This is a genomic window from Lysobacter yananisis, assembly GCF_031199375.1.
Classification (GTDB): Bacteria; Pseudomonadota; Gammaproteobacteria; order Xanthomonadales; family Xanthomonadaceae; genus Lysobacter; species Lysobacter yananisis.
The window spans coordinates 2,012,780-2,039,557 of record NZ_CP133568.1; the positions used below are offsets into that span (position 1 = coordinate 2,012,780).

23 protein-coding genes and 1 pseudogene are annotated in these 26,778 nt (G+C 74.6%); 18 read left to right on the plus strand and 6 right to left on the minus strand.

Annotated features, from left to right (window positions below):
• Positions 1–170: 170 nt before the first annotated feature.
• Complete coding sequence (locus RDV84_RS08490) at positions 171–350, plus strand: hypothetical protein (RefSeq protein ID WP_250448794.1); 180 nt, start codon at positions 171–173, stop codon at positions 348–350.
• Between the two features lie 148 nt (positions 351–498).
• Positions 499–3,117, plus strand: coding sequence for a YadA family autotransporter adhesin (locus tag RDV84_RS08495; protein WP_309153074.1), 2,619 nt, complete (start codon positions 499–501; stop codon positions 3,115–3,117).
• Positions 3,118–3,304: 187 nt separating this feature from the next.
• On the opposite strand, the gene RDV84_RS08500 is transcribed toward RDV84_RS08495, so the two are convergent.
• Complete coding sequence (locus tag RDV84_RS08500) at positions 3,305–4,321, minus strand: chorismate transformation FkbO/Hyg5 family protein (RefSeq protein ID WP_309153075.1); 1,017 nt, start codon at positions 4,319–4,321, stop codon at positions 3,305–3,307.
• A gap of 370 nt (positions 4,322–4,691) precedes the next feature.
• Between RDV84_RS08500 and RDV84_RS08505 the strand changes: the two genes are divergently transcribed.
• From RDV84_RS08505 to RDV84_RS08545, 9 genes and pseudogenes are all read left to right on the plus strand, one after another.
• Positions 4,692–4,961, plus strand: coding sequence for a phosphopantetheine-binding protein (locus tag RDV84_RS08505; protein WP_057949458.1), 270 nt, complete (start codon positions 4,692–4,694; stop codon positions 4,959–4,961).
• 50 nt (positions 4,962–5,011) lie between these two features.
• Entirely contained in the window at positions 5,012–5,722 is a 711-nt protein-coding gene (locus tag RDV84_RS08510; protein ID WP_309153076.1) for a COG4648 family protein, read from the plus strand.
• 180 nt (positions 5,723–5,902) lie between these two features.
• Positions 5,903–6,101, plus strand: a pseudogene (locus RDV84_RS26055) (ApeI family dehydratase); the annotation flags it as partial.
• 166 nt (positions 6,102–6,267) lie between these two features.
• Positions 6,268–7,257 carry a lysophospholipid acyltransferase family protein gene (locus tag RDV84_RS08520; RefSeq protein WP_057949455.1) on the plus strand — a complete coding sequence of 330 codons (990 nt, stop codon included), beginning with the start codon at positions 6,268–6,270 and terminating at the stop codon, positions 7,255–7,257.
• Positions 7,181–7,897: a LolA-related protein gene (locus RDV84_RS08525; protein ID WP_309153078.1), complete on the plus strand. Its 717-nt coding sequence runs from the start codon at positions 7,181–7,183 to the stop codon at positions 7,895–7,897. The genes RDV84_RS08520 and RDV84_RS08525 overlap by 77 nt, the downstream gene beginning before the upstream one ends.
• Complete coding sequence (locus RDV84_RS08530) at positions 7,897–10,269, plus strand: MMPL family transporter (RefSeq protein ID WP_425606292.1); 2,373 nt, start codon at positions 7,897–7,899, stop codon at positions 10,267–10,269. The genes RDV84_RS08525 and RDV84_RS08530 overlap by 1 nt, the downstream gene beginning before the upstream one ends.
• Entirely contained in the window at positions 10,256–10,756 is a 501-nt protein-coding gene (locus RDV84_RS08535; RefSeq protein ID WP_309153080.1) for a hotdog family protein, read from the plus strand. Before RDV84_RS08530 ends, RDV84_RS08535 begins: the two co-directional genes overlap by 14 nt.
• Positions 10,753–11,493 carry a 3-oxoacyl-ACP reductase FabG gene (gene fabG, locus RDV84_RS08540; protein ID WP_078997208.1) on the plus strand — a complete coding sequence of 247 codons (741 nt, stop codon included), beginning with the start codon at positions 10,753–10,755 and terminating at the stop codon, positions 11,491–11,493. The genes RDV84_RS08535 and fabG overlap by 4 nt, the downstream gene beginning before the upstream one ends.
• Positions 11,494–11,622: 129 nt before the next feature.
• Entirely contained in the window at positions 11,623–12,111 is a 489-nt protein-coding gene (locus RDV84_RS08545) for a DUF4156 domain-containing protein (RefSeq protein WP_138885433.1), read from the plus strand.
• Between the two features lie 108 nt (positions 12,112–12,219).
• Here RDV84_RS08545 and RDV84_RS08550 read toward each other — a convergent pair whose 3' ends face one another.
• Genes RDV84_RS08550 through RDV84_RS08560 form a run of 3 tightly spaced genes read right to left on the minus strand, consistent with a single transcriptional unit; the run spans position 12,220 to position 15,111 of the window.
• Positions 12,220–13,095, minus strand: coding sequence for a glycosyltransferase family 2 protein (locus RDV84_RS08550; protein WP_082644719.1), 876 nt, complete (start codon positions 13,093–13,095; stop codon positions 12,220–12,222).
• A complete protein-coding gene (locus RDV84_RS08555) occupies positions 13,088–13,915 on the minus strand; it encodes a beta-ketoacyl synthase chain length factor (RefSeq protein ID WP_309153081.1) in 828 nt (275 codons plus the stop codon). The genes RDV84_RS08550 and RDV84_RS08555 overlap by 8 nt, the downstream gene beginning before the upstream one ends.
• Positions 13,912–15,111 (minus strand): beta-ketoacyl-[acyl-carrier-protein] synthase family protein, encoded by a 1,200-nt coding sequence (locus RDV84_RS08560; protein WP_309153704.1) that lies wholly within the window; start codon positions 15,109–15,111, stop codon positions 13,912–13,914. Before RDV84_RS08560 ends, RDV84_RS08555 begins: the two co-directional genes overlap by 4 nt.
• Positions 15,112–15,587: 476 nt before the next feature.
• On the opposite strand from RDV84_RS08560, the gene RDV84_RS08565 reads away from it, so the two are divergent.
• The 6 genes from RDV84_RS08565 to RDV84_RS08590 all read left to right on the plus strand — a co-directional run bounded on the left by RDV84_RS08565 (position 15,588) and on the right by RDV84_RS08590 (position 22,217).
• A complete protein-coding gene (locus RDV84_RS08565) occupies positions 15,588–16,271 on the plus strand; it encodes a YdcF family protein (protein WP_057949449.1) in 684 nt (227 codons plus the stop codon).
• Between the two features lie 354 nt (positions 16,272–16,625).
• Positions 16,626–16,757, plus strand: a complete 132-nt coding sequence (locus RDV84_RS08570; RefSeq protein ID WP_256375635.1) for a hypothetical protein — start codon at positions 16,626–16,628, stop codon at positions 16,755–16,757.
• Positions 16,758–16,851: 94 nt separating this feature from the next.
• Positions 16,852–16,992, plus strand: a complete 141-nt coding sequence (locus tag RDV84_RS08575; RefSeq protein WP_157490453.1) for a hypothetical protein — start codon at positions 16,852–16,854, stop codon at positions 16,990–16,992.
• 154 nt (positions 16,993–17,146) lie between these two features.
• Positions 17,147–19,654 carry a DUF6624 domain-containing protein gene (locus RDV84_RS08580; protein ID WP_309153082.1) on the plus strand — a complete coding sequence of 836 codons (2,508 nt, stop codon included), beginning with the start codon at positions 17,147–17,149 and terminating at the stop codon, positions 19,652–19,654.
• Entirely contained in the window at positions 19,651–20,919 is a 1,269-nt protein-coding gene (locus RDV84_RS08585) for a hypothetical protein (RefSeq protein ID WP_309153083.1), read from the plus strand. Before RDV84_RS08580 ends, RDV84_RS08585 begins: the two co-directional genes overlap by 4 nt.
• The gene (locus RDV84_RS08590) at positions 20,916–22,217 is read left to right on the plus strand and encodes a JmjC domain-containing protein (protein WP_309153084.1); all 1,302 of its coding nucleotides are present in this window, start codon (positions 20,916–20,918) and stop codon (positions 22,215–22,217) included. Before RDV84_RS08585 ends, RDV84_RS08590 begins: the two co-directional genes overlap by 4 nt.
• Before the next feature lie 209 nt (positions 22,218–22,426).
• Here the strand turns inward: RDV84_RS08590 and RDV84_RS08595 are convergent, their stop codons facing one another.
• On the minus strand, positions 22,427–23,125 hold the full coding sequence (locus RDV84_RS08595) for a helix-turn-helix domain-containing protein (RefSeq protein ID WP_309153085.1): 699 nt from the start codon (positions 23,123–23,125) through the stop codon (positions 22,427–22,429).
• A gap of 390 nt (positions 23,126–23,515) precedes the next feature.
• Entirely contained in the window at positions 23,516–24,748 is a 1,233-nt protein-coding gene (locus RDV84_RS08600) for a hypothetical protein (RefSeq protein ID WP_309153086.1), read from the minus strand.
• A gap of 37 nt (positions 24,749–24,785) precedes the next feature.
• Here RDV84_RS08600 and RDV84_RS08605 point away from each other — a divergent pair, with 37 nt between their 5' ends.
• Positions 24,786–26,738 (plus strand): serine hydrolase domain-containing protein, encoded by a 1,953-nt coding sequence (locus RDV84_RS08605; RefSeq protein ID WP_309153087.1) that lies wholly within the window; start codon positions 24,786–24,788, stop codon positions 26,736–26,738.
• Positions 26,739–26,778 lie beyond the last annotated feature (40 nt).

A 26,778-nucleotide genomic window follows, 5' to 3' on the forward strand; every position in this document is an offset into this window, starting at 1 on the left:
TTCGTCGTAGTCGCGGCGGCGCGGTCGCGGCTTGCGCCGCTGCTGCTCGGGACGACGCGGTCGGCGGCTGAACGCGGCGATTCGGGCGTCGTCCGCCGCCGTGCCGCATGCCGGGACGGCACGACGCAGTCCGCTTTGCAATTGGCGCAAATCGCGCGTCGCGGCCGCGCTTGGCTTCCGCCGACACCGCAAGCCGCCGCCGCGCCGGCGCGGCGCGTGTGGCGGCGCGCGGATGCGGCCTCGCGCATCGGCGCGGTGAAGCGAATGCCAGGCCACCGGACAGCATCCGCCTGCTGCGTTGCAACAGCATGACCGCGAGCGTGCCGGAACTGGCGGTGTCGGTGAAGTAATTCGTACGTGTTTAGCCGTATAAAAGTGCATCAATTCGCTTTATGGTTGGCAAGGCCGGTGCCGGGGAGGGCGCGGTCTTCCGATCGAGCAGCACGCACGCCACGACGGTTCCGAATCGGTTCTTGTCAGTCTTAGGGGAAACAAGGAATGAATCGCAGCACCTTATTGGCGCTGGCCATCGCCAGCGTCATCGCTATGAACATGGCCGCGCCAGGGCAGGCGTTCGCAGGCAACAACTGCGACCTCAACGACGGCGTCGCGGGCAACGAAAACAGCGGCGGCAGCACCGCCAACGGCGTCGATGCGATCGCCTGCGGCCGCGGCAACAACGCCAATGCCGACGGCGGCGTCGCGCTGGGCCGCAACAACACCGTCGACGGCATCGACGCCCAGGCCATCGGCAACGGCAACTTCGCCGGCGGCGTCAGCGCCACCGCGGTGGGCGCCGACAACGCCGCCTCGGGCGACGAAAGCGTGGCGCTGGGGCGCGGCAACCAGGCCGCCGCCGCCAACGCCAGCGCGGTGGGCTACATCAACAGCGCCAACGCCCAGGACAGCAGCGCGCTGGGCAACTTCAACTTCGCCGACGGCGTGGGTTCCAACGCGGTCGGCCGCGGCAACCGCGCGCGCGTGGATCGTTCCAACGCGTTCGGCGGCGACAACGACGTCGGCGGCGTGGACGCGACCGCGCTCGGCAACAACAACGTCGCCAGCGGCGCGCGCAGCCTCGCCGCCGGCTTCGGCGCGCAGGCCGGCGCCGACGATGCGGTCGCGGTCGGCGTAGCCGCCAGCGCCAGCGGGATCAACAGCAGCGCCTTCGGCAACGGCGCGCAGGCCATCGGCGTGAACGCCACGGCCGTGGGCGCCTCGAGCGTGGCCGGCGGCGACGACGCCACCGCGGTCGGCCTGGGCAACCAGGCCGCCGGCGCGAGCGCGACGGCGGTCGGCTACGTCAACAGCGCGAACGTGCAGGACAGCAGCGCGCTGGGCAACTTCAACGTCGCCGACGGCGTCGGCGCGAACGCGGTGGGCCGCAGCAACCGGGCGCGCGCGGATCGCGCCAACGCGTTCGGCGGCGACAACGACGCCAGCGGCGTGGATGCGACCGCGGTCGGCAACGGCAACATCGCCAGCGGCGCGCGCAGCCTCGCGGCGGGCTTCAACGCGCAGGCCACGGCCGACGATGCCGTGGCGCTGGGCAACAACTCGGTCGCCAACCGCGCCAATACCGTGTCGGTCGGTGCGGCAGGCGCGGAGCGTCAAATCGTCAACGTCGCCGACGGCACCCAGGCGACCGATGCGGTGAACCTGCGCCAGTTGCAAGGCGCGGTCGGCGCCATCGGCGACGGTTTCGTGGTGCGCGGCGCCCAGACCGGTACCGACAGCGTGGCCGCCGGCGCGGGCAGCGCCGCCAGCGGCGTCGGCAGCAGCGCGCTGGGCAACGGTGCGCAGGCCATCGGCGTGAATGCGACCGCGGTCGGCGCCTCGAGCGTGGCCAGCGGCGACGACGCCACCGCGGTCGGCCTGGGCAACCAGGCCGCCGGCGCGAGCGCGACGGCGGTCGGCTACGTCAACAGCGCGAACGTGCAGGACAGCAGCGCGCTGGGCAACTTCAACGTCGCCGACGGCGTCGGCGCGAACGCGGTGGGCCGCAGCAACCGGGCGCGCGCGGATCGCGCGAATGCGTTCGGCGGCGACAACGACGCCAGCGGCGTGGACGCGACCGCGATCGGCAACAACAACGTCGCCAGCGGCGCGCGCAGTCTCGCGGCCGGCTACAACGCGCAGGCCACTGCCGACGATGCGGTGGCGCTGGGCAACAACGCGGTCGCCGATCGCGCCAACACCGTGTCGGTCGGTGCGGCCGGCGCGGAACGGCAGATCGTCAACGTCGCCGCGGCGACCCAGGACACCGATGCGGTCAACCTGTCCCAGCTCGGCCGGGTCATGGGCGTGTTCGGCGGCGGCGCCAGCTTCGCCGGCGGCGTGTTCGCCGCGCCGACCTTCACCGTCCAGGGCAGCGCGTTCAACGACGTGGCCTCGGCGTTCGGCGCGGTCGATGGCCGCCTGACCGACCTGTACGGGCGCATCGCCAACATTCCGGCCGGTCCGCAGGGCCCGCAAGGGCCGCAGGGTCCGCAAGGCCCCCAGGGACCGCAAGGTCCGCAGGGGCCGGCCGGCCCGGGCGGTTCGGGCGGCTCGCCGCTGTCGGCGAACTACGACGACGCCTCGCGCGGCACCCTGACCCTGGAAGGCGCCAACGGCACCCGCGTGGCCAACGTCGCCGACGCCACCGCCGCGACCGACGCGGTCAACCTGCGCCAGATGCAGGCCGGCGACGCGGCCGCGGTGCAGCAATCCAACGGCTACACCAACCAGCAGGTGCAGCAGGCCAACGCCCGCGCCGACGCCGGCGACGCGCGCACCCTGCAGTCGGCCAACAGCTACACCGACCAGCGCATCAACGGCCTGAACCTGGACTTCGGCAATTTCCGCGCCGAGGTCAACGACCGCTTCGAGGACCTGGACCGGCGCATCCGTCGCAACGGCGCGATGTCGGCGGCGATGGCGCAGATGTCGGCCAACAGCGCCTACGCCAAGCCCGGCCGCGGCCGCCTGTCGGTCGGCGCGGGCTTCCAGGACGGCGAGAGCGGCCTGGCCATCGGCTATGGCCGGCGCATCAACGATAACGTGTCGATCAGCATAGGCGCGGCGTTCTCGGGCTCGGAGAGCTCCGGCGGCGTGGGGTTCGGCGTCGATCTGTAAGTGATGGGGCTGCGGGCCCCAGGACCCGGGACCGGGGACCGGGGACCCGCAAAAGCAGGAAGGCCCGCTTCGGCGGGCCTTCCTGCTTTTCGCGGATCGTTTCAGCCGTGCAGTCCGGCGCGGTGTTTTACGCTCTTGCCCGGTCCCCGGTCCCCGGTCCCCGGTCCCCGGTCCCCGGTCCCCGGCCTCAGCCGTGCACCCCGTCGATCTCGACCAGCAACTCGTGCCGGCACACCGCCGCATGCACCAGGATCCGCGGCACCCGGTCGCCGTAGCGGCGGTCGAGTTCGGCGGCGACGATCGGCAGGTCGGGCAGGTCGCGCACGTACACCTTCAGGCGCGAGCCGGGGCCGAACGCGGGCGGCAAGTCGGGACGGTGCTGGCGCGCGGCGCCGATCAGGCTGTCGAAGTTGGCCAGGGTTTCTTCCAGTTGCGCCAGCACCGATTCGGCGTGGCGCGATTCGTGGCCGACCACGGCCGCGGTGCCCGACAGCAGCAGCGGCATCCGCGCCGGACCCGGCGGCAGCATCGCCCGGGCGAAGCTCGGCGATTGCGGACCGTACTGGCGCGGGTAGCGGTAGGCGCTGACCTGGCGCGGGTTCTCCAGCGGCGTACCCGGCGTGCGCGAGGCCAGCCAGTACACCTGCAGCCGGCGCGCGCCGTCGACGCGGCCGATCGCGGTCGCCGCCGGCAGGCGCGCGATCGGGAACTCGCCCAGGCCGGCCGCGCGGCCGACGCAGAACACGCGGTAGCGTTCCTCGTCGCCGTGGCCGAGGGTGATGCCGTCGAGGTAGTTCCAGATCCGCAGCAACTGCGGGTAGCCGCGCTGCGCGGTGAACGCGAGCAGCTTGCGGTAGAGGTATTCGGCGGCGCGGCCGATCTCGCCGTTGGCCGGTTCGCCCGGCAGCGGCGCGGGCTCGTCGACTTCGATCACGCCGAACTGCAGCGCGCCGTCCTCCGCCCAGGCCAGGTCGCCGTCGCGCCCGCGCGCGACCGGGCCGCTGCCGCGCCAGCGTTCCAGGCGGCGGTCGCCGACCGGTTCCAGCGGTACCCGCAGGTAGCGCGGGTCGTCGTGATGCGGGGCGTCGTGGCCGAAGCCGAACAGCGCCAGGGTGTCGTCCTGGGCCAGCGCCTGGGCCGGGTCGGCGTCGAGGTAGTCGACGTCCAGGCGCGGGCCGGCGACGGTCGCGGCGGCCGCGCTCATGCGCCGCCTCGCGGCGGCCGGGCGGCCGGGGCGGCGCGCGGCGCCGGGAGCGGGGTGGGGCGTACGGTCGGAACGGGCGCGGACGGCTCGGCGGAGCCGCCCGCGGCGAGGGCCGCAAGGGCCGTCGCGAACGCGGAAACGGAAGGCTTCATGCGCAAATGATAGCTCGCGGGCGGCGCCGGCCGCGCATCCGCGCGGTCGCAGGCGAACCCCGGCAACGCAGCGTTTCACTGGCGCAAGTGATTGATGCCGAAGCGTTTACCCGCGCACGGGCGGGCGTCGGCGGCGACCGTGCCGAAGCCGGCGGTTGCGCCGTGCCGCGCGATGAAGGATCGTGGCGCCCCTTGCGATAGCGGTTACGGAACACACGATGTCTGAACAAAGCCCCGCCGAACGCGAACTGGCGCAGCTGCTGGTCGAGAGCCTGAACCTGGAAGACGTGGCGCCGGAGCAGATCGATCCGGACGCGGCGCTGTTCAACGACGGCCTCGGCCTGGACTCGATCGACGCGCTGGAACTGGCGCTGGCGATCACCAAGCGCTACGGCTTCCAGCTGCGCTCGGACAACGACGAGAACCGCCGCATCTTCGCCTCGCTGCGCGCGCTGTCGAGCCACATCGAGCAGCACCGCGCCGCCTGAGCGCGCCGCGCGCGGGCGCGGCGTCCTTCCGCCGCCGGAGCCGATTTGCCGTGAACGAAGCAGCGTCCAGCGTCAGCGGTCCGGCGCGCGTGGCCTTGGCGGTCGCCTATCCGCTGCTCGCGCACTGGGCCAGCCACGACGGCGGCGGCGCGTTGGCGGCGTTGGCGCTGGCCGATCTGGTCGTGTTCGTCGTCCTCGACGGCCTGCTGGCGCTGCGCCCGGCGCCGTGGGCGATCGCGGCGGCGTTGCTGGCCGCGCTGGCCGCGCTGGCGCGCACGCCGTATGCGCAGATGCTGCTGCTGACCCCGCCGGTGCTGTTCAACGCCTGGCTGGCCTGGTGGTTCGCGCGCAGCCTGCGCGCGCCGCGCGAGGGCCTGATCACCCGGATCGTCGCCGCCCTGCACGACTGCGCGCCGCGCGACCTGGACCCGGCGCTGTACCGCTACACCCGCAGCCTGACCGCGCTGTGGGCGTGGACGATGGCGCTGCTGACCGCGGCCAACGCCGCGCTGGCGCTGATCGCGGTGCCCGACGGGTTGCTGGCGCGGCTGGGCTATCTGCCCTCGCCGTCGATCACCCAGGAGCAGTGGTCGTGGTTCGCCAACATCATCAACTACGGCGTGCTCGGCGCGATGTTCGCCGGCGAGTACCTGGTCCGCCGGCAGCGTTTCCCGGAGCGGCCGGAGAGCGGCTTCTTCGACTTCCTGCGGCGCATGGCCCGGCTCGGGCCGCGTTTCTGGAAGGAGCTGTTTTCCACGTGACGCGCGGCCGCGACGCGGCGGCGCCGACGCCGCGGACGCCGGGCGGGTGAACGCAGCGCTACCGGACCGGCCGGCGCGGCGCGCGCGGATCGCGAGAAAACGCTTGCAGCGCCGCCGTTCGGGCGCGTTTCACACACGCGTGTTTTATTCTTCGGGCTCCGCTGCCGCCCAAGCCGCCTGATGAACTTCGTCGTCGCCGCCGACCATCCCTGCCTGCCGGGCCATTTCCCGGACCGGCCGCTGGTGCCCGGCGTAGTGGTGCTGGAGCGCGTGCTCGACGCGCTGCAGGCGCAGCACGGCGTCTTGCCGGCGTTGCGCCTGCCGCAGGTCAAGTTCCTGCAGCCGCTGCTGCCGGGGCAGACCGCGCGGGTCGAGTTGGAGCGGATCGAGCAGGCGCGGATCGAGCAGGCGCCGGCCGACGCAGCGAAGGCCGAGCCGGCGCCCGCGCCGCCGCTGCGCTGGCGTTTTCGCGTGCGCCGCGGCGAGGAGCTGCTGGCCAGCGGCGAGATCGTCGCCGCGTCCGCGCCGCCCGCGGACGCGCGCGCATGAGCGCGTCGGCGCACTGGAAGGACCGGCCCGAGGGCGGCAGTCCGTTGGCCTATCGCGTCATCGCCTTCATCGCCCAGCGCGGCGGCCGCGGCGTGGCGCGGCTGGCGCTGTATCCCATCGTCGCCTATTACCTGCTGATGCGCGGGCCCGAGCGCCGCGCCTCGCGCGCCTGGCTGGCGCGCGCGCTGGAGCGCGCGCCGAGCCTGTTCGAGGTCGCCCGCCACATCCACACCTTCGCCGCGACCATCCTCGACCGGGTCTACATGCTCAGCCGCGGCATGGACGGCTTCGCGGTGGACGTGCGCGGCCTGGACTCGCTGGACCCGTACCTGGAACGCGGCCAGGGCGTGCTGCTGTTCGGCTCGCACCTGGGCAGTTTCGAAGCCTTGCGGGTGCTGGCGCGGCGGCGGCCGCAGCTGCAGGTCAAGGTGGTGCTCGACCGCGGCCACAACGCCGCGCTGATGCGCATGCTCGACGCGCTCGACCCGCAGATCGCCGCCAACGTCATCGACGCCGGCCAGGACGGGCCGAGCATCGTCCTGCAGATCAAGCACGCGGTCGACCACGGCGCGATCGTGGCGATGCTGGTCGATCGCGCCGGGCCCGGCGAGCCGGTGCAGGCCGCGCGCTTCTTCGGCGCGCCGGCGCGGTTCCCGACCTCGCCGTGGCTGGTCGCCGCCGCGCTCAAGCTGCCGGTGGTGCTGGCCTTCGGCCTGTACCGCGGCGGCGCGCGCTACGAGCTGGCGTTCGAATCCTTCGAGCCGGCGTTGCACATCGAACGGCGCGAGCGTCCCGCGCGGCTGGCCGCGCTGGTCCAGCGCTACGCCGAACGCCTGCAGCATCACGCCCGCAGCGCGCCGTACAACTGGTTCAACTTCTACGATTTCTGGCATGCCGATGACGCTTCCCATGTTCCGCCCGACGCTGCTCTGCCCGATGCTGGCCCTGCTGCTGGCCGCGACGTGGCCGCTCGCCGCGCCGGCTGAGCAGGCCGCCGCGCCCGCGCGCGTCGCCGACGAAGGCGCGCAGCCGGCCGACGCGGCCTGGATCCTGCCGCGCCTGGCCCAGCCGGTGCCGGCGCGCACCGACTTCGTCGAGGTGCGCGGCTCGGCCCTGCTCAAGGCGCCGCTGCGCGTGTCCGGCGAATACCGCCGCCCCGACCCCGGCACCCTGGTGCGCGAGGTGCGCGAGCCGTACCCGGAAACCACCACCATCCGCACCGGCGCCAAGCCGGGCCAGGGCGAGGTCAGCATCGCCCGCGCCGGCAAGCCGCCGCGGCGCTTCTCGCTGTCGCGCGCGCCGGAACTGGTCGCGCTGCAGGCCAGCTTCGGCGCCCTGCTCGGCGGCGACCGCGCCGAACTGGAGCGGCACTACGCGCTCGACGCGCAGGGCACGCGCAAGCAGTGGATCGTGGCGATGAAGCCGCGCGATCCGCAGGTCGCCGCGCGCGTGCGCGAGATCGTGCTGCTCGGCCGCGACGACGAACTGCGCTGCATCGAGACCCGCCCGGCCCGCGGCAGCGAGCAACAGCGCACCCTGCTCGGCAGCGCCGCGCGCGCCGCCGCCGGCATCGCCGATGCCGGCCAGCTGGCCGCGCTGTGCCGCAGCCACGGCCCGGCGCGTTGATGGCCGCGCCGATCCGGATGACCCCCGCCCGCCGCATCGCCTTCGCCCTGCTGTGGCTGGGCGTACTGGCCGTAGCCGGCTGGGCGATCGGCGCGCACCTGCAGCTCAGCGGCGACCTGCGCCGGTTCATGCCCAGCGCGCGCACGCCGGCGCAGAAGCTGCTGATCGACGAACTCGGCGAAGGCCCGGGTTCGCGCCTGTTGCTGCTGGCCATCGACGGCGACGCGCCGGCGACGCTGGCCGCGCAGTCGCAGGCGTTGCGCGCGGCGCTGGCGACGCAGCCGGCGTTCAAGCTGGTCGCCAACGGCGCCGGCCTGGGCCTGGACGCGGTGCCCGAACGCCTGCGCCCGTATCGCTACCTGCTCTCGCCCACGCTCGACGCGCAGCGCCTCGACGCCGGCTACCTGCGCGAACAGCTCGACAGCCGGGTGCAGGACCTGGGCTCGCCCGCGGGCGAGCTGATCGAGCCGCTGCTGCCGAGCGACCCGACCATGGAAATGCTGCGCGTGGCCGAGGCCTGGCAGCCGGCGCAGGCGCCGCAGACGCTGGACGGGGTGTGGTTCGATCCGGCCGGCAAGGAAGCGTTGCTGGCGGTGGAAACCCGCGCCGCCGGTTTCGACCCGGCCGGGCAGGAGCAGGCGATCGCCGCGATCCGCGCCGCGTTCGAGCGCGCGCGCGGCGCCAGCCCGACGCGGCTGACCGTCAGCGGCCCGGGCGCGTTCTCGCTGGAGATCGGCGGACGCACCCAGCGCGAGGCCAGCCTGATCGGCACCATCGACAGCCTGCTGTTCGTCGCCCTGCTGTGGCTGGCCTACCGCAGCTGGAAGGCGCCGCTGATCGGCGGCCTGCCGCTGGCGACCGCGGGCCTGGCCGGGCTCGGCGCGGTGGCGTGCATCTTCGAAGGCGTGCACGGCATCACCGTGGCGTTCGGCTTCACCCTGATCGGCGTGGTCCAGGACTATCCGATCCACCTCTACAGCCACCAGCGCCCGGGCCTGTCGCCGTGGGCCAGCGCGCGCAGCCTGTGGCCGACGCTGGGCACCGGCGTGGCCTCGACCTGCATCGCCTACCTGACCTTCTTCGTCTCCGGCGTCGATGGCCTGCAGCAACTGGCGGTGTTCACCATCGTCGGCCTCGCCACCGCCGCGCTGACCACGCGCTTCGTATTGCCGGCGCTGATCGATCCGGCGCCGCGCGACGTCGCGCAGTCGCGGCGGTTGGCGCGGGTGTGGAGCGCGCTGGCGCGCTGGCCGCGGCTCGGCGTGGCCAGCGTCTCGCTGCTGGCGGCGCTAGCCCTGGCGGTGGTGCTGTTCGTGCCCGGGCCGTTCTGGCAGAACGACCTGGCCAAGCTGACCCCGGTGCCGGAAGCGGCGCTGGCGCGCGACGCGCAGCTGCGCGAAGCGCTCGGCGCGCCGGACGTGCGCTACGTGATCGCGATCGAGGCCAAGGACGCCGAAGCCGCGCTGCAGAAGTCCGAAGGCCTGCTCGCGGAACTGCCGCTGCTGCGCCAGCGCGGCGCCATCGCCGGCTACGACCTGGCCGCGCGCTACCTGCCCAGCGCGCGCACCCAGTTGCAGCGCCAGCAGCGACTGCCCGAACCGCAGGTGCTGCGCGCGGCGCTGGACGCCGCGGTCGCGGCGACGCCGTTCCGCGGCGACGCCTTCGCCGACTTCCTGCGCGACGTCGAAGCCGCGCGGCATGCGCCGCCGCTGCGCCCGCGCGACCTCGCCGGCACCGCGCTGGCGGCCAGCATCGAAGGCCTGCTGCGCGAACGCGAAGGCCGCGCCACCGCGCTGGTGTCGCTGACCGGCCTGCACGATCCCGAGGCGGTGGACGCGGTGGTGCGCAGGCACGGCGGGCAGTTGCTGGATCTCAAGCAGGCGTCCGAATCGCTGGTGGCCGAATACCGCGGCCGGGTGCTGACCGCGCTGGCCCTGGCCGGCGTGCTGCTGGCGCTGGCGGTGTGGGTGGCGCTGCGCTCGCCGCGGCGGGTGCTGCGGGTGCTGGCGCCGATGGCGCTGAGCACGCTGCTGATCCTGGCCGCGCTGCGCGGCGTCGGGGTCGAGCTCAACCTGTTCCACCTGGTCTCGCTGATCCTCGCCGCCGGCCTGGGCCTGGACTACGCGCTGTTCTTCGACCACGCCGGCGACGACCGCGACGAACAACTGCGCACCCTGCACGCGGTGATCGTCTGCAGCCTGACCACGTTCATGGTGTTCGCGCTGCTGGCGCTGTCCTCGATCCCGGTGCTGCGCGCGATCGGCGCGACGGTCGCGCTCGGCGTGGTGTTCAACTTCGCGCTGGCCCTGCTGATCGTGCGCGAACCGGCGGCGATGGCGACCGCGGAGGAGGGCGCCGATGCGCAGCCGTGAAGCGATCGCCGCGCTGATTCCGCACCAGGGCCTGATGTGCCTGTGGGAAGAAGTGCTCGAATGGGATCCCGAGCGCATCGTCGCGCGCAGCGAAGGCCATCGCGATCCGGCCCATCCGCTGCGCGAGGGCGGGCGTCTGCATGCGCTGCACCTGTGCGAATACGGCGCGCAGCTGATGGCCGTGCACGGCGGCCTGCTGGCGCGCGCGCGCGGCGGCCGCGCCCGGCCCGGCGTGTTGGTCGCGCTGCGCGGCGTGGAGTTGCGCGCGGCGCGCATCGACGACCTGCCCGGCGCGCTGGAAGGGCGCGCGCGCCAGCTCGCCGCGGGCGAGGGCAGCTGGCAGTACGAATTCGAGGTCCTGCACGCCGGCGAGCTGCTCGCCAGCGGCCGCGCGGCGGTGATGGCGCGCGAACAGGAAACGGTCGACGACCACGCACGGGCGGACGCGGCGGCGACGCCGTCCGGCGCCGAAGGAGACGAACGATGAGCGCAGCGGACACGCCGGTGCGGCGGGCCCTGGTGACCGGCGGCAGCGGCGACCTGGGCGGGGCGATCTGCCTGCGCCTGGCGGCGCAGGGATGGCGGGTGATCGTGCACGCCAACAGCGGCGTCGAGCGCGCCGAGGCGGTGGTGGCGCGGATCCGCGCCGACGGCGGGCAGGCCGAGGCGGTGGCGTTCGACGTCGCCGACGGAGAGGCCGCGCGCGCGGCGCTGGAGCGCCTGCTCCAGGCCGGGCCGATCCAGGGCGTGGTCAACAACGCCGGCATCCACGACGACGGGCCGATGGCCGGCATGAGCGACGCGCAGTGGCGGCGGGTGATCGATGTGTCGCTGCACGGTTTCTTCCACGTCACCCAACCGCTGCTGCTGCCGATGGCGCGCACCCGCTTCGGCCGCATCGTCAGCGTGTCGTCGGTCGCGGCGGTGCTCGGCAATCGCGGCCAGAGCAACTACGCCGCGGCCAAGGCGGCCCTGCACGGCGCGTCCAAGTCGCTGGCGCGCGAGATGGCCAGCCGCGGCATCACGGTCAACGTGGTCGCGCCGGGAGTGGTCGAGGGACGCATGGCCGCCGAGGCGTTCGCGCCGGAGGCGATCAAGCAGATGGTGCCGGCCGGCCGCGCCGGCCGCGCCGACGAGGTCGCGGCGGTGGTCGCGTTCCTGTGTTCGGACGATGCGAGCTACGTCAACGGCCAGGTGATCGGGGTCAACGGCGGCATGATCTGAGCGCGTCGGCGCCGCCGGTCGGCCCGCGGCGGCCGCCGATGAATGCGGCCGCGGCCGCCATGGCGCGCTTCACCGCGCGGTCGGCCGCGGCGTACTAGCATGGCGCCAGGTCCGTCGATGGAAGCCGCCATGCGCACACCTCTTTTGCTGCTGGTCCTGGCGCTCGGCCTGAGCGCCTGCGCCAGCTCCCATGTGATCACCGGCCAGCCGCGGCCGCCGGTGCCGCTCGAGCAGGTGCGCGTGTACTTCGCGCCGCCGCCGAGCCGCTACGAGGAGATCGCCCTGCTGCAGAGCAACAGCGGCGCGTTCACCTACGGCGAGCAGAACAAGATGAATTCGGTGATCAACAAGCTGCGCGCCGAAGCGGCCAAGCTCGGCGCCAACGGCGTGTTGTTCCAGGGCACCCAGGACGGCGACGGCGGCACCGGCGTCAGCGTCGGCGCGGGCGGCGGCAGCTACGGCGGCGGCCGCCATTTCAGCGGCGGCGGCGTCGGCGTGAGCATCAGCCCGCGGCAGAAGTTCGCGCGCGGCGTGGCGATCTATGTGCTCAATCCGCCGCCGATGAGCGACCGCGGCCCGCAAGGCCTGCCGCCTCCGCCTCCGCCGTCCACCCGCTGAGCGCGGCTTTTGCGGGAGGGCCTTCAGGCCCGAGGCATTCGCGCTTTTGTGGGAGGGCCGTCAGGCCCGATGCTCTTGTGTCCGCTCGCCGGACAACGCCCGCAAGCCTCAGCGCGGCCCGGTCGACGCTTCGCGCCGCGGCGCGCTGGCGAATTCGCCGCTGGGATCGTCGATCAGCGGCGGATTGGCGCGGATGCTGCGGTACACCTCCGGCACCCGCCCGCGCCGCAGGCACTGCAGCACGATGTGCGAGGTGATCCGGCTGAAATCGCGCAGCGGCTTGAAGTGGCTGGCGCGGTAGGCCTGCTCGCCGTCGGCGTTGTAGCGCGATTCGATCGGCACCGAGACGCAGCGCGTGCCCAGCCGCTGCGCGGCCGACATCAGGATCTGCGCCTCGAACACGAAGTCCTCGCCCGGCACCCGCTCCAGCGCGGCCACCTCGGCCGGGTACAGGCGCTGCCCGCTCTGGCTGTCGGCGACCTGGTAGCCGGTGCCCCAGGCCACGCCCCAGTCGCCGAAATTATTGGCCAGCCGGCGATAGGTGGGCTGCGCCGCGCGCTTGCGCAGGCGCGCGCCGATCACGATATGGCCGGGATGGCGGTTGCCGCTGTCGATCAGGCGGGCGATGTCGGCGGCCGCGTGCTGGCCGTCGCCGTCCATGGTCAGCACCGCCGCCGCGCCGCGGCGCAGCGCTTCGGCGAAACCGTCGCGCAGGCTCGCGCCCTTGCCCTGGCGTTGCGGGTGGCGCAGCAGCACCGCCGGCAGGTCGGCGATGCGCTCGCCGGTGCCGTCGTCGGAGCCGTCGTCGATCACGATCACCAGCGCGCATTGCGCCAGCGCGCCTTCGACCACTTCGCGGATGCGCAGCGCTTCGTTGAGCGCGGGGATCACCACGGCGACGTTGTCGCGGTGCAGGCGCGCGCGCTCGGTGCGCGGGGCCGGCGCCAGCACCGGCACGCGCGTGCGCGAAGACGTGTCAGTCATGGTCCAGTTCCAGCCACAGGCTGCGGCCGCTGCCGGCGGGCAGGGCGATGCGAGGGACGGCGCCGGTCGCCAGCGCGTCGAACAAAGGCAGCATCGGCGCGCTGGCGTTGCCGGCGTCGCGCTGCAGCAGGCGGCCCGGCGCGGCCGGCGCGGCGGGCGGATCGCCGAGCCAGGCGTGCAGGCGCGGCGCGCCCGCGCGCGGCGCGCGGCCGAGCACCAGCGCCGCGCCGAGCAGGCCTTCGCTCGGCACCGCCGCGCCGAGCGGGCCGTAGCCGGCGCCGTCGTAGCCGGCCAGCAGCACCGCCGCTTCGCCGGCCGCCAATTGCGCCAGCGCATCGATCAGCCCTTGGGCGAAGCTCGCCTCCAGCGCGCTCAGCGCGGTGGCCGGGCGCATCGCGCCGACGCCGATGGTCCAGTAGCCGGCGGCGGCGTTGTGCACCGAGTTGTGGAAGCGGGTCGGCGAGATCGCGCGCGGATCGGCGGCCAGGGTCGCGCACATGTAGTCGGTGATCGCCATGTCGCCGTGGCTGGAAGCGAACACCGACGACAGCGCGGCCGGATCGCGTCCGGCCGCGGCGCAGGCGGCCGCGGCCACGTCCAGCGCCACCGCCACCGTCTCCGGCGCGCGCCGGCGTTCGTTGGCTGGCAGCAGTTGCGGCGACGGTCGCGCCGGCGCGTCCGGCGCCGCTTCGCCGCCGAGCGCGTAGGCGCGCGCGGCGTTCCAGTCGGGCAGGCCGCGGCTCCAATAGCCGACGCCTTCGATCGCGGCGGCGAGCGCGGTGGCGGGACGCGCGCCGGCGGAGTGGGCGGCGGCGCTCATGCGCGCGCGAACACCAGCGAGCAGTTGTTGCCGCCGAAGCCGAAGGAATTGTTCATGGCGTAACGGATCGGCGCGCGCGCATTGTCGAAACGGATCTGCGGGCCGTTGCCCGGATCGGGCTCGCGGCTGTTGAGGGTGCCCGGCAGCTCGCCCGATTGCAGCGCGAGCAGGGCGAAGGCGGATTCGACGATGCCGGCGGCGCCGAGCGTGTGGCCGGTCCAGCCCTTGGTCGAGGACGCGTGCAGCTGCGGCGGGAACAAGGACGCGACCGCCAGCGCCTCGACCTGGTCGTTGGCCGGCGTGGCGGTGCCGTGCAGGTTCAGATAACCGATCTCGGCGGCTTCGACGCCGGCGCGCGCGAGCGCGTCGGCCATCGCCAGGCGCGCGCCCTGGCCCTGCGGGTGCGGCGTGGACATGTGGTGGGCGTCGCTGGATTCGCCGTAGCCGCGCAGCTGCAATCCGGCCTCGTCCGCGCCGCAACGCTCCAGCACCGCGAAGCCGCCGGCTTCGCCGAGCGACAGGCCGGTGCGGTGGGCGTCGAACGGCAGGCACGGGTCGGGCGACACCAACTGCAGCGAATTGAAACCGAACAGCACGCTGCCGCACAGCGTGTCGACGCCGCCGACCAGGGCCGCGTCGGCGAGCCCGGCGCCGATCAGGCGCGCGGCCTGGGCGAACACCTTGGCGCTGGACGAGCACGCGGTGGCGACGGTGACGCAGGGCCCGCGCAGGCCGGTGGCCGCGGCGACGAAGGCGCCGGGCGAATGCGGCGTGTGCAGGTGCGCGCGCGACAGCGACGGCGGGAACCGCGGCGGATCGCCGCGCAAGCCGGCATAGGCTTCCTCGGTCGCGCCGATGCTGGCGGTGGAGGTGCCGACGATCACCGCGACGCGTTCGGCGCCATAGCGCGCGGCGAGCGCGGCGGCGGCTTCGACGACGCCGTCGTGCTGCAGGCTCAGCCAGGCCAGGCGGTTGTTGCGGCATTCCCAGACGGCCAGGTGCGCCGGCAGCGGCGCGTCTTCCAGGCCGTCGACGCGGCCGATCCAACAGTCCAGCGGCGCCTGCTGCGGCGCCGTGGTCGGGAAATCGTTGCGGCGCAGCCCGCCGCGGCGCTCGCGCAAGGCCCGCGCCTGGGCGTCCAGGCCGCGGCCCAGGGCGGTGGTCGCGGTGTAGGCGCGGATCGCCAGCGGCGGCATCGGTGGAGCGGCGGGCGTCACTGCGGCGGGCGGTCGGCTGGGATGGAGACGGCGAAAGTATAGCCAGCCGGGGCGCGCGGCGACGGGAGCGGAAAGCGTCGGGCCTGAAGGCCCTCCCACGACGAGAGCGAAAAGCCCTGCCGCCACCGGAGCGGAAAGTGTCGCGCCGGAAGCTGCTCCTGCGATCGGAGTGGACAGCATCGGGCCTGAAGGTCCCCCCGCCGGCGGAGCGAACGGCGCCGGGTCTGTAGGTCGTCCCGTCGCACGGGGCAGGCTGGCGTTCGCAGCGCGTTTGCGGGAAGGCCTCAGCTTTGGGTGGGAGCACCTTGGCCTTTGCAGAAGGACCTTGGCTTTTGTGGGAGGGCCTTCAGGCCCGACGCGCTCCGCCCGGCGCCCGCGAACCCTGGCCGCCGCGAGTATCATGGCGCCCGCGCCGCGCTCCGCGGCCGCCCGACTTGCGATCCCGCGCGCCCGCCTTGACCACCCGCACCGCCCACCGCCTGTCCCTGTTCGGCGACCGCGACATCCTGCAGGTCGCGGCGGTGACCGCGACCGCGTGCGCGCTCAGCGCCGGCCTGGTCTACCTGGGCTATTTCGTCCACGTGCTGCGGGTCGCGCGCAACGCGCCGTGCCGGCCCGAACGCGGCGAATGCGTGCTGCTGTTCGGCAAGCACGCGCCCGGCGGACGCCTCGACCGCGATTTCGAGGCGCGCCTGGATCGCGCGGTGTCGCTGTGGCGCGAGCGTCCGCCGCGCAGCGTGGTGCTGCTCGGCGGCGGCGCCGCGGACGAAACCAGCGAAGCCGAACTGGCCCGCCTGGGCTTGCTCGCGCGCGGCCTGGCCAGCGACGCGCCGCTGCGGCTGGAAAACCAATCGCGCGACACCCTGCAGAACCTGCGCAACGCGCGCGAACTGCTCGGCGAAGGCATGCGTTCGCGGGTGACCCTGCTCAGCAGCCGCTATCACCTGGCGCGCTGCGCCTGGTTCGCGCGCCGGCTCGGCTACGACTTCGAACTGTGCGCGGCCGAACCGCGTTTGCGCCTGGACGCGCGCATGCTGGTGCGGCTGGCCGGCGAGGCGGCGTATGTCTGCCTGAGCGACGTGGGCGCGCGCTGGGCGCGTTTGATCGGCAACCGGCGCATGCTGGCGCGGGTCAGTTGACGCGACGCGGCTGAATCGTTCATCGATCGCGGCGCTGCCGCGGCTTGCTGCAATCGCACATCCGCCGGCAATCCGCCCGCGCCGCGCGCAAGCGGCGAAAACCCGCTGTTTTCCGCGCTCCCGCGGCCGCCGCGCGCGACCGCGCGGCGTCTCGACGTTCACGTTCGGCTGAGAACCTGCTCACGCTTCTGGTGCCTGTGGGAAGCAAAAGCGTGAGCCTGGGCTAGAGTCGGAACGCCTCCGGGCCGTCGCGCGCGATCGCGCGGCGACGGTCGGCGGAGCCCGCGCCTGCTTCAGGCCATCAACGTCCGGGACCCACGCGTTCCGCGACGACATCACGTCAAGGAGAGCCGTATGAAGACCGCCAATGCCAAGTCCGCCGCGCCGTCGCCGAAGCTGGCGCCCGGCCAGCAGCAGAAGAAGACCCAGGGCCAGGGCCAGCAGTTCGCGCCGCGCTCGTGCTCGCGTTTCATCTACTGCGTCTGAGTCGCCGCCCGTCAGCGGCGCGCGGGCGCGTCCCGCGCAACGTTCCCCCGCCGCGGCCGTCGCCGCGGCTTCGCCACCGTAGGAGAACCGACCCATGAAGAAGCAAGCCGCCACCGTGAAGCCCGCCGCCAAGCCGGCCAACGCCGCGCTGAAGCTGGGCGAAGTGCGCAAGCAGGCGCCGGCCCAGGCCGCCTATCGCGCGTCCACCTGCATCCGCATCTACTGCATCCTCTGACGCCGATCGCCGCACCCGACGACGGCCGGCCGCGCGCCGGCCGTCGTTTCTGCGCCGCCGCGCGGCGAGGACGCGTGCGTCGCGGCCGCCGCCCGCCGCCGCCGTCCGCGTACGCCGCCGCGCGCTCCACGATGAGATGCCGCCGCGCCGCGCGATGACGTCCGCCCGCTCCGTTCCGCCCCCTTCGCCGACCCGCACCGCCTCGCGCCCGCAGCGCGACGAGGCCGGCGCCTTGCTGCAACGCTGGCTGTGCGCGCTGGAGCGCGGCGGCGACGCGTGGTGGTGGCCGCCGCGCGCGCGCCTGGGCGCGGGCGGTTTGCTCGAACCCGCACGCGCGTGGCGCGGCCCCGTCGATGCCGCGCGCCTGCGCGAGTGGCTGGCCGATCCGCGCCTGCGCGCCTGGCGCGTATTCCTGGCCGCGCTGGAGCGCGATTGCGCCGCGCTCGCGCGCCGCCACGCGGCGCGGGTGGCGCCGGCCGCGCTGGCGCTGGACAACGGCGACCTGCACGCGCCGGTGGTGCTGCAGGCGCTGCGCCACTGCCTGGCGCCGCGGCGCACGCGCCTGCATGCGCGGCTGCAGGCGCTGCGCGACAGCCACCGGCGCTTTCTCGAACTGTTCCTGCGCCGGCTGCGCCGCGACGGCGAGGCCGGCGCGCTCGGCGCCCACGGCCGCAGCGGCGCGGCGGTCGCGCTGTGGGCGCATCCGGAAGAAACCCACAACGGCCGCCAGCGCGTGCTGCGGGTCGAATTCGAGCGCGGCGGCGCGCTGGCCTACAAGCCGCGCCCGGCCGACGCCGAGATCGCGTTCCTGGCCGCGCGCGAACGCGCCGGCGTGTTCGCCGCGATCAACGCCCTGCCGGCCGCGGCCGGCCCGGTGCGATTGCCGACCCTGGACGCGTTCCACGGCGCGCCGCGCGCGCGCGATCGCGGCCGCTACCTGTGGCAGGAATGGATCGAACCGCCGCCGGCTTACCGCCGAATCCGCGGCGCCGACCGCGGCGAGCACGAGCGCGCCACCGTGCTGGCGCCGCGCGCGGCCGCGCAGCTGTGGCGCCGGGCCGGCAATCTGGCCGCGGCGTGCTTCGGTTTCGGCCTGGTCGATCTCGGCCCCGGCAACGTGCTGGCCGGCGAGCGCGACGGCGAGACCGTGCTGATCCCGGTGGACCTGGAAATCTGCCTGTTCCCGGTGCGGCGGCTGGAGGACACCGGCCTGGTCGTCGGCGAGCGCGACGAAGGCAGTTACGCGCCCGGGCTGGAGCGCGCCGGCCCGGCGCAGAGCGAAGGGCCGGCGCTGGTGTGGCTGCGCGAAGACGATCGCGCGCGGCTGCGCGCGGGCGAAGGCGCAGTGCCGGCCGGCGCGCCGATCGAGGCCGGCGGCTGGCGGCTGTGCGCGAACCGGCGGCCGTGGCGTCGCCGCGCCTCGCGCACGCTGGTGCGCGACCGCGCCGGCGCGGTCGGCTACGCGGCTTACTTGCCGGGCTTCCTGCGCGGCATGTTCGATGCCTGGATGCTGCTGCACTTGAACAACGAGCGCGTCGCCGACGAACTGCGCCGCGCGCTGCGCGGGGGCTGCACGCGGGTATTGCTGCGGCCGACCGCGGATTACCTGGCCGCGCTCGACGCCGGCGCGTTCGACCAGGGCGCGGTCGAAGACGCCGCCTCGGCGCGGCCGTTCAACGCCGCCGAACGCCGCCAGCTCGCGCGCGGCGACGTGCCGTATTTCTTTCGCCAACTGCGCGCCGATGCGCCGCTGTTGGCGCTGTCGCCGCCGCCGCAGTCGCGGCTGCAACGCGTGCCGTTGCGCGGGCCGCAACGCCCGCCGATGAATCCGGCGCCGGAGTTGCTGGCCGGGCCCGAGTTCGCGCCGCTGGACCTGTGCGTGGCGCTGCGCGACGCGGTCGCGCACGCGCTGGCCGACCCGGCGGCGCGGCTGCCGGTGTGCGGCGAACGCGGCGACGCGCGCCTGGGCGTGTGGCTGCGCTGGTGGGGCGCGCGCGACGGCGAGGCCGCGTTCGATTGGCCGGCGCAGGACCGGCGTCTGATCTATCGCTGGGAAGGCGAGTCGATGCACTTGCGGATCGAGGCGCTGTCCGCGCCGACGGCGAGCGACGGCGATCCGGTCGAGGACGATGCGCTCGACGACCCCACGCGGATCGCCGAGCGCCTGCTGCGCATCGACCGCATCGACGCGGCGCTGCGCGCGCCGTGGACCGCCAGCGGCTTCGCCGACGCCGCGCTGGACGCGCAGCTGCGCGAACGCGTGGATGCGGCGATGAGTTGGCTGCAGCGCGTGGTCGCGCGCCACGGCTGGCCCGGCCGGGCCCTGGTCGGCGCGGACGCCGCCGCGGCCGCGTGCCGGCTGTTGCAGCATGCCGACGGGCCGCGCGCGTTCCAGGACCGCTGCCTGCGCCTGGTCGAACGCGCCGCCCGCGACGGCGACATGAGCCTGCGCGAGCTGGCCTACCTCACCGACGCGCTGCGCGTGCAGCGCGGCCGCAAGCAGCGCTTCGGCACCAAGTTCCGCCGCCGCGGCGCGGCGCTGGAGCCGTGTCCGATCGAGCAGCCGGCGCAGGTCGACGCGCGGCGCCGGGCGATGGGGCTGGAGCCGCTGGCCGATTACGCGCGGCGCGTGCGCAGCGCGTTCGAGGCGGCGCCGGCATGAGCGCCTCGCCGCGTCCGGACGATCCGCCGAGCCAGGACGACACACCCGGCGTGGACTGGTCGCCGCTGTGGCCGCACTGGGACCGCCGCGCCGCGCTGGCACCCGGCGCCGGCGCGCCGCCGTTGCCGCCGCAGCGCGCGTTCGCGCTGATCGCGCGCGCGGCCGAACCGTTCCGCGCCGGCACCCGCTTCATGGCGCTGCCGGACGTGCGTTTTTATCGCGACGGCGCGCAGCTGCGCGCGCCCGGCGACCTGCTGCCCGGCGCCGAGGACCGCGACGATCCGCAACGCTATCTGCAACGGGTGCGCGAACGCCTCGACGGCGCGCGCTTCCAGTTGCGCGTCGCGCATCCGCTGTTCCTGGACTACCCGCTGTGGGCGCGCACGCGCGCGCTGCTGGCGCCGCTGTTCGCGCGCCTGGGCCTGCCGGCGCTGCCGGTCGAGGCGAGCCTGTGGATCGGCGACGCCGACGCGGCCACGCTGGGCCTGCGCCTGGCGCCGCGCCACGTGCTGATCCAGTTGCCGCTGCTGGGCGCGTGCGCGCTGCGTTCGTGGCGGACGCGGCCCGCGCCCGGGCGGGCGCCGGCGCAAAGTCTGCGCGCGCGGCCCGGCGAGGCGCTGTGTTGGCCGGGCCGGCACTGGCACGAACTCGGCGACGAAGGCGGTTGCCTCGGCTTGGCCCTGCGCGTGCCGGTGCGCGGCGGCGACGCGATGATCGCGGCCAAGGATGCGTTGGCCGACAGCGTCGACGCCGAGCTCGGCGCCGACGAACGCGTGGCGATGCTCGACTTCCCGCCGCCGCGCGCGCAGCGCGGCGCGACCGCGCTGGCGCCGCTGGCGCGGGTCGCCGCGGCGATGCGCACGGCGGTGGCGGCGGGCGAACTGGAACGCAGCGTGCGCGCCGGCTGGCTGGAACGCGTCAGCGCCGGCGCACTGGAACCGGTGCCGGTGCCGCGCGCGCCGTCGCGCCTGCGCGCCGGCGACGAGGTCGAGTGCGATCCGCGCAACCCGTTGCTGCGCCTGCGCGAAGACGCGGGTTGGCGCTGGGCGGTGGCCGGCCACAGCTTCGCGATGCCCGATCACCCGCGCCTGGATCGCCTGCTGGCGCAGCTGCGCAGCGGCGAAGCGGCGCGCGTTTCGGCGTTGTGCGCGCGCGAGTCCGGGCACGAATCCGGTCGCGGCGTCGATCCCGATCTGGTCGCCGTGCTGCAGCGCTTGTACGAGTTGCGCGGCCTGCGCCGCCGCGGCGACGTGGAGGACGCATGAGCGCATCCGACCCGCGCCGCAGCCCGCGCCTGCGCGAGACGCTCGATTGGCCGGCGTTCGTCGCGCAAGACTGGGACCGCCGCCCGGTGCTGTTCAAGGGCGTCGCCCACGGCCGGCCGTTCGCCCTCGACGAAGTGTTCCGCAGCGCCGTGGCCGCGGCGGCGCGCAGCCGCCGGCGGCTGCCGGAAGAGCCCGACAACACCGTGCTCACGCTCGGCCGTTTGCAGCAACTCGACCCCGCGCCGTGGATGCCGCGGCGCGAGGACGCGTCGCTGGACGGCTATCGCCAGCGCATGCTGGCCGCGCTCGGCGAGCGCCGCTACGCGCTGGTGATCAGCGCGTTCCACAGCTACCGCTGGCCGCTGTGGCGCAGCGAGCGCGCGTTCTTCGCGCCGCTGTGGCGCGAGGCCGGGTTGCCGGTTACCGGCGCGATCACCACCTTGTTCCACGGCAATTACGAATCCACGCCGGTCGGCGTGCACCGCGACCGCTTCGCCACCTTCATGGTGCCGGTGCAGGGGCGCAAGCGCATGCGCTTTTGGACGCGCAAGCCGTGGCGCGAGGCGATCTCGACCCTGCCCGATTACCGCGCCCATCTGCACAGCTCGTTCCTGGTCGAGGCCGAGCCCGGCGACGTGCTGTATTGGCCGGCCGACTATTACCACGTCGGCGAGAGCGTCGACGGCGGCGTCTGCACCAGCGTCAACCTCGGCGTACCGAGGCACGAGCACCGGCCGGTGTACGAACTGGAAGACCTGATGGTCGATCTCGGCCGCGCCGACGCGCAGATCGATCCGGCCGCGCAGTTGCTGCGCGCCGCGTTGCCGGCCGATCTCGCGGTGCTGGCGCCGGCGCGGATCGGCGCCGACGGCGTGCTCGCCGAGCCCTTGCCGCCGGCCTTGCGCGCGGCGCTGGACAGCGCGCGGGCGATGGCGGCGCCGGCGGCGCTGCGCACGCGGGTGCGCGCGGTGTCGCTGCAGCGCCTGTCGGCCGGCGGCTTCGAACCGCCGCCGGCGCGCGCGCCGGCGCGCGCGTTCGCGGCGGATGCGCGGGTGGCCTTGATCGATACCGTGCTGCGCCGGCGCGAGCCCGGCGGCTGGCGCTTCGCCGCGCACGGCCACGGCCTGCGCGTGGACGGCGAGGCCGCGGCCGAGCGCGCGCTGCTGGCGCGGCTGGACCCGGGCGCGCCGGTGCCGGTGCGCGAACTGCTGCGCGGCCGCGCCGGCGAGCGCCGCGCCGCGGCGGCGCTGTTGGCCTGGCTCGACGAATGCCGCGCGTTGCGCCGGCTGCGCGGCTGAGCGGTCCGCGGCGGCCCGGTTCGGGGTGGCACGGTCCGGCGCGGCACGATCCGGCGCGGCGCGGCGAAAAACTTTCGTCCGGCGAAAACTCGGCGCCGTGATCGCTGCCTGCGGCTTGTGTGACTGCGATCAGCCGGATGCAGCGTATCGGCCTTGCGCGGGCCGCCTCTTGCGCGAAGTTTTATGGCAGGCGCCGGCGCGCGCGGCGCTCAGCCGTCCTCGCGCCGCGCGCGCGACGGGCGCGGCGGCTCGTAGCGGGCGGCGTCCTGGCGCGCCATCGCTTCGCGCAGGTGCGCCTCGCCGCCCGAACACACCGCCAGCACCCGGCAGCGGCCCGGCGCGGCGGCGATGTAGGCGTGGCCCATGGCGCTGTCGAAATAGATCGAGTCGCCGGTCTCGAGTCGCGCCGGCGCGTACAGCTCGGTGTGCAGTTCGATCGCGCCTTCCAGCACCATCGCGAACTCTTCGCCGCTGTGCCGGATCAGTTCGCCGAACTCGTCCAGGCTGCGCGCGCGGACCTCGGCGATGATCGGCACCAGGCGCTTGTTGAGCAGTTCCGAAGCCGGATAGAGGTGATCGTAGTTCTCGGTGCGGATCGCATAGCCTTCGCCGGCGCGGGTGATGCTGCGGCGTCCGCTGAAGGCGTCGTTGCCGGCCGGCGGCTGGTTCGAGAACAACTCGCCGATGTCGACTTCCAGGCCCTGGGCGATGCGGGTGAGCTTGTCGAAGCTCAGCGACATCTTGCCGTTCTCGATCTTGGACAAGGTGGAGATCGGCAGCCCGGTGCGCGCGCCGATCTCGGCCAGGGTCCAACCGCGCTGGCGGCGCAGGGCGCGCAGGGCGACGCCGGGATTGGGAGCGGCGGCGGGCGCGGCGACGATGACGGTCTTGCTGCGCTTGGCGGGCATGGACGGGGCCGGAAAGGGGCACACGCGACTCTAGGGCGCGGGGCGGAGGCTTGCCAAGCGTGGCGGTCAAGGGATTGTGCGGATTGTGAAACGGGGTTGGTCGTTTTGAAAATCTGGCGCGGGGTGCGGGGTGCGGGACTTGAGCTGGAGGTCAGGGGTTTGAGCGGCTGGACTCGGCCTGGGGCGCAGGCGGGGGCTGGCAGGGGCGGGGCAGGAGTGGCCGCGGCTCGGGGCCTTCAGGCGGCGCGTTCGCGCGGGGCGGGCCAGCCGGGCGCCGCCGCCGATGCGTCGCCGCGGGCGCGTACACTGCCGGGCTGCCGTCGGCCCCGACGCCGGCGCGCGGTCGCGATGACGGATGTGCCGGGGCGACGCCCCGGGCGAGAGGGGGTTTTAGGGATGAGTGGGAAGGTCTGGGGCTGGGCGTGGCGCGCGAGTGCGTCGGTGGGACTGTGCTGGGCATTGGCGGTGGCGGCGCAGCCGCCGGCTTCGCCGGAGCCGGGTGCGGCGGCCGAGGCCGACCAGGCCGCGTCGCGGCCGGCTGCGACGCGGCCCTCGGAAGCGCGTCCGGCCGCCGCCGAGCCTGCCGCCGCGCCGCGCCTCCGGCGCCGCCGCGTTTCCGGCCACGACCACGGCGGTGCCGCTGACGCCGTCGCCCGCGGCCGCGCCGCCGCCTGCCGCGACCCCGTCGGGCGCGCTGTCCGCGCCGGCGCCCGTGGCCGTGCCGATCGCGCCCGCCGCCGCCGAAACCCGTCGTCCCGCGCCCGCCACGGCCGCGACGCCCCCGGCGCGCACGGGCGCGACGCCCGCACCGCCCGCGACTTCGACGCCCGCGCCGTCGTCCTCGACGCCGCGCCCGCCCGCGCCGACGCCCGCGCCCGCCTCCGGTTCGCTGCGTACGGCGACGCCGCCGCGCACGCCGGCCGCTGCATCCGCGCCGTCCGCGACGTCGACGTCCGCGCCGACGCCCTCGACGCCGCGCCCGCCCGCGCCGCCGCCCGCGCCCGCCTCCGGTTCGCTGCGTACGGCGACGCCGCCGCGTACGCCGGTCGCCGCGTCCGCACCGCCCGCGACGTCGACGTCCGCGCCGTCCTCCGGCAGCGCAGCGTCGAACCGTCCCGCCGCCACTCCGGCGCCGCGTAACGCCGCGCCTGCGCCGGCGGCAACGCCGCGCGCAACCACCGTTCCTGCACCCGCCGCGTCGCGCCCCGCCCCGACGGCCTCCGCCCCGGCCGCGCCGCGTCCCGCCGCGGCGGCCTCGGCACCGGCCGCGTCGCATCCCGCACCGGCCGCCTCGGCGCCAGCGCGGCGACCGCCCGCCGCGGCGTCCGAGCCGCCGCGCGGCCCCTCGGCCGCCGTGCGCGCGGCGACCACCGCGCCGCCGCCCTCGCGCGTGATCGTCGACCCGCCGGCGCCGCAGCGCCCGCCCGGGTCGGCGCCGTATGTCGCGCCGCTGTCGGGCGGGGTGATCCGCCAGGCCTCGCCGCTGGCCGAGGGCGGCATCGGCGACGACACCCAGGCGATCCCGCTGCGGCCGTTGCCGCCGCCCGCGCCCAAGCCCGCCGCGCCGCCGCCCGCACCCACGCCCGTGCCTGCACCTGTGCCCGCGCCCATACCCGCGCCCATACCCGCGCCGGTCGCCGCCGCGCCCAAGCCGGTAGCGTTGCCGCCGCCCGCGCCGGTCGCGGTGGCGCCGTTGCCGGCCGAGCCCGGCGTCGACGACGGCGGCGGCGAGATCCTGCTCGACGCCGACGCCAGCAGCGGCCTGGCGCCGACCCCGGCGCTGGTCTCGGTCGATGTCGAGGCCTATGCCGACGGACTGGTGCCCAGCGCCCTGGCCCGCGGCGGCCTGGCCGGCGCGGTGGTCGTGGTGGTCAAGGACGGCCAAGTGATCCTGGCCAAGGGCTACGGCTACGCCGACCGCGCCAAGGGCCGGCCGATGGACGCCGCGCGCACGGTGATCCGCCCCGGTTCGATCTCCAAGCTGTTCACCTGGACCGCGGTGATGCAGTTGGTCGAACAGGGCAAGCTCGACCTCGACACCGACGTCAACGACTACCTCGACTTCCGCATCCGCGATTACCAGGGCCAGCCGCTGACCCTGCGCCACCTGATGACCCACAGCGCCGGTTTCGAAGAATCGGCCAAGCACCTGTTCGCCGCCGACCCCTCGCGCCTGCGCCCGCTGCGCGCCTACCTGGAGACGGTGCAGCCCGAGCGCATCTATCCGCCCGGGCAGGTGCCGGCGTATTCCAACTACGGCGTGGCCCTGGCCGGCTACATCGTCGAGCGCGTCGCCCGCCAGCCGTTCAACGACTACATCGAGCAGCGCGTGCTGATGCCGCTGGACATGCGCCGTTCGACCTTCCGCCAGCCGCTGCCCAAGGGCCTGGCCGGCGACGTCGCGCTCGGCTACGCCGAGCCCGGCGCCGCGCCGATCCCGTTCGAACTGGTCAACGCCGCGCCGGCCGGCGCGCTGTCCACCACCGGCCGCGACATGGCCAACTTCATGATCGCCCAGCTCGACCAGGGCCGGTTCCGCGGCGCCGAGATCCTCAAGCCCTACACCGCGCAGGCGATGCAGCGGGTGGCGGTGCGGCCGATCGCCGGGCTCGACGCGATGACGCTGGGCTTCTTCCGCCGCGACAAGCACGGCCTGACCGCGCTCGGCCACGGCGGCGCGACCGAGGCTTTCCAGAGCAGCCTGGCGTTGCTGCCGGACAAGAAACTGGGTGTGTTCGTGTCGGTGGACGGCCCCGGCAAGGCCGGGCGCGCGCTGCATCGCGATCTGATCGACGGCTTGCTCAAGCGCTACTACCCCGAGCGCGGCGCGCCGCCGGCGACGCGGCTGACCGCGCGCCTGCACGGCAAGCAGCTGGTCGGGCGTTACGAGAACAGCCGCCAGTCGGCGAGCAACTTCCTCGCCATCGCGCGCCTGCTCGGCAGCGCGGTGGTGTCGTTGAACGACGACGACACGGTTTCGGTCTCGACCCTGCGCGCGCGCGACGGGCGGATCAAGCGCTGGCGCGAGATCGAGCCTTACGTGTGGCAGGAAGTCGACGGCGACAGCCGCCTGGCGGCCAAGCGCGTGGACGGCAAGATCGTCGCCATCGGCACCGACGACGCGCCGCCGGCGATGTGGCTGCAGCCGGTGCCGGCGTGGCGTTCGGCCGGCTGGATGCTGCCGCTGTTCTACGCGACCGTGGCGGTGCACGTGCTGGCGCTGTTGCTATGGCCGGCGGCGGCGCTGGTGCGCCGGCACACGCAACGTCAACTCAAGCTCGACGGACGCGGGCGCGACCTGCGTTTGCTGACCTTCTTCGGATTGATCGCGAACCTGCTGTTGCTGGCGTTGTGGGCGTGGATGTTGGGGCGCATCGAACTGTCGCCGCGGATGTTCGACGGCCAGCTCGACTCGGGCCTGCGCATGGCGCAGCTGCTGGGACTGTTGAGCGTGGCGGTGGCGGCGGTGTCGATCCTCAACGCGCGCCAGGCCCTGCGCCCGCCGGTGCACCGCGTGCGCCGCGCCTGCGCGCTGGCGATCGCGGCGGCTTGCGTGGCGGTGGTGTGGTTCGTGTTCGCGCTGCATACGATGCAGTGGTCGTTGGTGTATTGAGGCGGGAGCGCGGCGCGCGACGGGGGGCGGCGTGTGCGCC

Coding starts and splice junctions, on each gene's coding strand:
- RDV84_RS08495 (WP_309153074.1), top strand. CDS start 499: ATGAATCGCAGCACCTTATTGGCGCTGGCCATCGCCAGCGTCATCGCT.
- RDV84_RS08500 (WP_309153075.1), bottom strand. CDS start 4,321: ATGAGCGCGGCCGCCGCGACCGTCGCCGGCCCGCGCCTGGACGTCGAC.
- RDV84_RS08505 (WP_057949458.1), top strand. CDS start 4,692: ATGTCTGAACAAAGCCCCGCCGAACGCGAACTGGCGCAGCTGCTGGTC.
- RDV84_RS08520 (WP_057949455.1), top strand. CDS start 6,268: ATGAGCGCGTCGGCGCACTGGAAGGACCGGCCCGAGGGCGGCAGTCCG.
- RDV84_RS08525 (WP_309153078.1), top strand. CDS start 7,181: ATGTTCCGCCCGACGCTGCTCTGCCCGATGCTGGCCCTGCTGCTGGCC.
- RDV84_RS08530 (WP_425606292.1), top strand. CDS start 7,897: ATGGCCGCGCCGATCCGGATGACCCCCGCCCGCCGCATCGCCTTCGCC.
- RDV84_RS08535 (WP_309153080.1), top strand. CDS start 10,256: ATGCGCAGCCGTGAAGCGATCGCCGCGCTGATTCCGCACCAGGGCCTG.
- fabG (WP_078997208.1), top strand. CDS start 10,753: ATGAGCGCAGCGGACACGCCGGTGCGGCGGGCCCTGGTGACCGGCGGC.
- RDV84_RS08545 (WP_138885433.1), top strand. CDS start 11,623: ATGCGCACACCTCTTTTGCTGCTGGTCCTGGCGCTCGGCCTGAGCGCC.
- RDV84_RS08550 (WP_082644719.1), bottom strand. CDS start 13,095: ATGACTGACACGTCTTCGCGCACGCGCGTGCCGGTGCTGGCGCCGGCC.
- RDV84_RS08555 (WP_309153081.1), bottom strand. CDS start 13,915: ATGAGCGCCGCCGCCCACTCCGCCGGCGCGCGTCCCGCCACCGCGCTC.
- RDV84_RS08560 (WP_309153704.1), bottom strand. CDS start 15,111: ATGCCGCCGCTGGCGATCCGCGCCTACACCGCGACCACCGCCCTGGGC.
- RDV84_RS08570 (WP_256375635.1), top strand. CDS start 16,626: ATGAAGACCGCCAATGCCAAGTCCGCCGCGCCGTCGCCGAAGCTGGCG.
- RDV84_RS08575 (WP_157490453.1), top strand. CDS start 16,852: ATGAAGAAGCAAGCCGCCACCGTGAAGCCCGCCGCCAAGCCGGCCAAC.
- RDV84_RS08580 (WP_309153082.1), top strand. CDS start 17,147: ATGACGTCCGCCCGCTCCGTTCCGCCCCCTTCGCCGACCCGCACCGCC.
- RDV84_RS08585 (WP_309153083.1), top strand. CDS start 19,651: ATGAGCGCCTCGCCGCGTCCGGACGATCCGCCGAGCCAGGACGACACA.
- RDV84_RS08590 (WP_309153084.1), top strand. CDS start 20,916: ATGAGCGCATCCGACCCGCGCCGCAGCCCGCGCCTGCGCGAGACGCTC.
- RDV84_RS08595 (WP_309153085.1), bottom strand. CDS start 23,125: ATGCCCGCCAAGCGCAGCAAGACCGTCATCGTCGCCGCGCCCGCCGCC.
- RDV84_RS08600 (WP_309153086.1), bottom strand. CDS start 24,748: ATGGGCGCGGGTATGGGCGCGGGCACAGGTGCAGGCACGGGCGTGGGT.